The sequence below is a fragment of the Acinetobacter sp. YH12102 genome, from assembly GCF_013419125.1.
Taxonomy (GTDB): domain Bacteria; phylum Pseudomonadota; class Gammaproteobacteria; order Pseudomonadales; family Moraxellaceae; genus Acinetobacter; species Acinetobacter pseudolwoffii.
In genome coordinates, this window is record NZ_VPAS01000041.1 from 1 (window position 1) to 3,894 (window position 3,894).

Annotated in this window: 3 protein-coding genes; all 3 read left to right on the forward strand. The window is 38.4% G+C overall.

Features of this window, described 5'->3' with window-relative positions; translation table 11 throughout:
- Positions 1–338: 338 nt before the first annotated feature.
- Genes FTU42_RS14580 through FTU42_RS14590 form a run of 3 tightly spaced genes read left to right on the forward strand, consistent with a single transcriptional unit; the run spans position 339 to position 3,615 of the window.
- Positions 339–734: a hypothetical protein gene (locus tag FTU42_RS14580; RefSeq protein WP_005093388.1), complete on the forward strand. Its 396-nt coding sequence runs from the start codon at positions 339–341 to the stop codon at positions 732–734.
- Between the two features lie 48 nt (positions 735–782).
- Positions 783–2,639 (forward strand): copper resistance system multicopper oxidase, encoded by a 1,857-nt coding sequence (locus FTU42_RS14585; RefSeq protein ID WP_159138998.1) that lies wholly within the window; start codon positions 783–785, stop codon positions 2,637–2,639.
- Positions 2,626–3,615 (forward strand): copper resistance protein B, encoded by a 990-nt coding sequence (locus tag FTU42_RS14590; protein WP_005093385.1) that lies wholly within the window; start codon positions 2,626–2,628, stop codon positions 3,613–3,615. The genes FTU42_RS14585 and FTU42_RS14590 overlap by 14 nt, the downstream gene beginning before the upstream one ends.
- Positions 3,616–3,894 lie beyond the last annotated feature (279 nt).

The window sequence follows — 3,894 nt, forward strand, 5'->3', positions numbered from 1 at the left end:
GTCTTGCAGAACTGCAAGACGTTGAATTTCTTTGTCAGACATAGTGATCAGCATCTATATTTTATATCCAGTCCATGGTGATAAAAACCATCATAAACCAGACATTTTTATTGGTGAGAATATAGACACTTTAAATGGGTTCTAACAAACACGTTTCGTATAAGGTGTATTATGTTAATTTTAGAGAAACTACTAAATTATATTGAGTTGTAAATAGTTGAAATTCCGTTAAGATATATTGGATTAAATTCTATTCCTAGATAGCATTCGTGTTGACTCATCTCTCCAAAAAACTTTGGTTTTGTTTTCTTATGGTTTTTGCCATAGGATGGAGTAGTGTGTCTGTTGCATCAGTAAAGATAATGCATATCAATATGCAAACTGAAATGAGCCAAGATCATTGTTTAGATCAAGCACAGCAAGTCACTCAACATGGTATTAATCACGAAGTACAGACGAATACCGATTGCCATAATCATTTAGCTATTAATCACGAAGTACAGACGAATACCGATTGCCATAATCATTTAGCTATTAATCAGAATATAGATCACAAAAAGTGTCAGGAATGTTCTAGCTTATCCTGCCAGACACAGATCTCATGTCTTCATTCTTTGCAAAGCTCGCTAGATCCCCTAGATACCTTCTATTCTATAGATCAGCCTAATTTTTATTACCTCAACCAATATCTAAATGGGTATTGGCAAGAAATTTCACGTCCTCCTAAAACTTAACCAATTTTTTTTAAAATTTATTTATTTTTCAAAAATTAAGGTTAAGTTATGTCTCATAAAATTAGTTCGTACCTATTAGCAGGTATTTGTTTTGCATCGTCGCCTTTGGTTTTTGCCGAAGTGCGTGAATATCAGCTTGTTATTGATGAAGCAGTGGTCAGCCCAACTGGAAAGCCTGTAAAGCGCATTACCGTAAATGGTCAATTTCCTGCGCCTTTGCTTGAGTTTGAAGAGGGTGATGAAGCCATCATTCGCGTGAAAAATAATTTAAAAAACCAAGATTCTTCTATTCATTGGCACGGACTGTTGTTGCCGGGCATTATGGATGGTGTACCAGGATTTAATGGTTTTAACGGTATTAAGCCTCAAAGCGAGTATGTTTATAAATTCAAGATTCGCCAAAGCGGGACTTATTGGTATCACGCTCATTCTAAAGGACAGGAACAAGACGGCTTATATGGTTCTTTTGTGATTTATCCAAAAGGTAAAACACCATTGGCAGCACATGAAAAAGCTGAACGTGACTATGTGGTGATGTTGTCAGATTTTCATGAAAAAACCAGTGATCAAATTCAGAAAGATCTTAAAATTTCAGCTGAATATTATCAAGATCAGCGTGAAACCTTGGGTGATGTTTGGAAGCAGGTTAAACGTGATGGCATAAAAGCGACATGGTCTGACCGCAAAATGTGGAATCAGATGCGTATGCTAAAAACCGACATGTCGGATGTTACAGGTTATACCTTCCTCATTAATGGCAAAACACCTGAACAAAATTGGACAGGAATGTTTAAACCGAATGAAAAAATTCGCCTACGTTTTGTGAATGCATCTGCGATGTCTTTCTACGATGTCCGTATTCCTAACTTGAAAATGACTGTGGTTAGTGCTGATGGTCAGCCTGTGAAACCCATTTCTGTAGATGAATTCCGTATTGGTACGGCTGAAACTTATGATGTGATTGTGGAGCCAAAAGGTGGACATTATCAAATTGAAGCTGAGTCAATTGACCGTTCAGGTTATGCGATTGGTACGCTACACAATGAACTAAATCCTGTGACACACGGCATTCATATGCCTCAGCCACGTCCACGCTCGCTTTTGACTATGGAAGATATGGGACATGGTGGTGGTGATCATTCAGGAATGGATCATTCGAAAATGAACCATGGCGATATGAAAGGCACGGATCATTCACAGCATAGCGCAGTAAAACCGACTATGGAAGATATGGGACATGGTGGTGGTGATCATTCAGGAATGGATCATTCGAAAATGAACCATGGCGATATGAAAGGCACGGATCATTCACAGCATAGCGCAGTAAAACCGCAAAAAAATGATCAAGTGGTTTATGGTTGGGCAAATGCCTCTACACCTGCAGGTAATAAAGCCTTGCAATATAGCGATTTAAAATCATTAGAGCCGCAAAAAGATACTCGTGAAGCCAGCAGTGAATTGGTCGTGCGTTTGGGCGGTACTATGGAACGTTATATTTGGACCATTAACGGTAAAAAATTTAGTGATGCTGAGCCGTTAAAAGTGAAATATGGCGAGCGTATCCGTATCAAATTTATTAATGACAGTATGATGGCGCACCCGATGCATTTACACGGTATGTTTATGCAGTTGGAGAATGGTCAAGAGTCGGTAGATATGCCAAATAAACACACATTGATCGTACCACCGGGTAAAACAGTTACGGCTTTATTAACTGCGGATGAATTGGGTGAATGGGCAATCCATTGTCATTTGTTGTATCACATGAGTGCGGGGATGATGAACAAGTTAATCGTGGCGAATGTTAGCGATGAACAAGTATCTACAATGCCAATTCAAGGTACAAATTCGACTCAAACTCAACAAGTAACTGAGCAAAAAGGAGCTGAACATGCACATCACTAATTTTGTATTGAAAGCGATTTTTTCTGTTGCGGTATTGAGTTTAACGACCTTAAGTGTGGCGCACGAAGGGCATCATTCAACTACTCAGAATAATGGGAAAAATATGCCATCAATGAATCATCAAGCCATGTCTGAGATGAATCATTCACAACATTCTGCACAAGAGCATGCACAACACATGCAGATGATGGGGAAAATGAACCATGGTCAGATGAATCATGCACAACATCAGGCAACATCTACGGTTAATCATTTACATCATGTACCAGATGCGAATACTCAGCAGAGTTCGCATTATGATCATCGCTCAGAACACGGTGCGCAAATTTATGCGATTACGACGGTGGATAATAAGTGGTTTGTCAATGAAGATGGCACAGGCGGTTTAAAGTCAGAGTTTGAAACCCGTATTGGCACAGATGAAAATAAGGTTTTTATTAAAGTTCATGCCGATAAAGAAGAATCGCATGATGCACATTATGATGCCAAACTTTTATATAGCCGTATGATTTCAGACTTTTGGGATGCACAGATTGGTGCACGTTATCGCAGTGAAAAAGTTGAACTCGATGATCATCGCAAAGACACCGAAGAAAATGTTGATGCAGTGATTGGCTTACATGGTATGGCACCATATTTCTTTGAAACTGATGCTTATCTCTATGCAGGAGAAGACAGTTATGCGGGTTTTAGTCTAGAAACGGAACGTGATTTTCTGATTACGCAAAAGTTGATTATTCAAACTTATTTAGAGTTGGATGCGATCTTTAGTGATGACTCTAAATATGCGAAAAAAACTGGTTTAAGCAGTGCAACCGCAGGGCTTGAAACTCGCTATGAAATCAGTAAAAAGATCATGCCGTATATCGACATTGCCTATGAGTATTCAAAAGGTAATGATGAAACGTCGTGGCAAATAGAATCAAACTCTGAGAAAGGTTGGTTATATGGAGCTGGTGTTAGATTTAGATTTTAATTAATTTAATGATTACTAAATAGCTTTATTTAAATAAAACTCTAGCTTAATGTGGCCGGAAGCAAAATGTTAACTTATTTTGCTCCCTCCCTCCCATTTAACATAATGTTGATTATACGAAATCAGTCTGTAAGCCCAAAATAGAAATGTCCGGTTTCTCCAAAGTAAAAATGTCCGCTTTTAGAATATGCACTTTTGCGATTATTGAAGCGGACGGTTTGATATGTTGGTGTCTATGTCGGATAAAGAACTTAAACGATTGTCGGTCTTGCAGGAAAT

Coding starts and splice junctions, on each gene's coding strand:
- FTU42_RS14585 (WP_159138998.1), top strand. CDS start 783: ATGTCTCATAAAATTAGTTCGTACCTATTAGCAGGTATTTGTTTTGCA.
- FTU42_RS14590 (WP_005093385.1), top strand. CDS start 2,626: ATGCACATCACTAATTTTGTATTGAAAGCGATTTTTTCTGTTGCGGTA.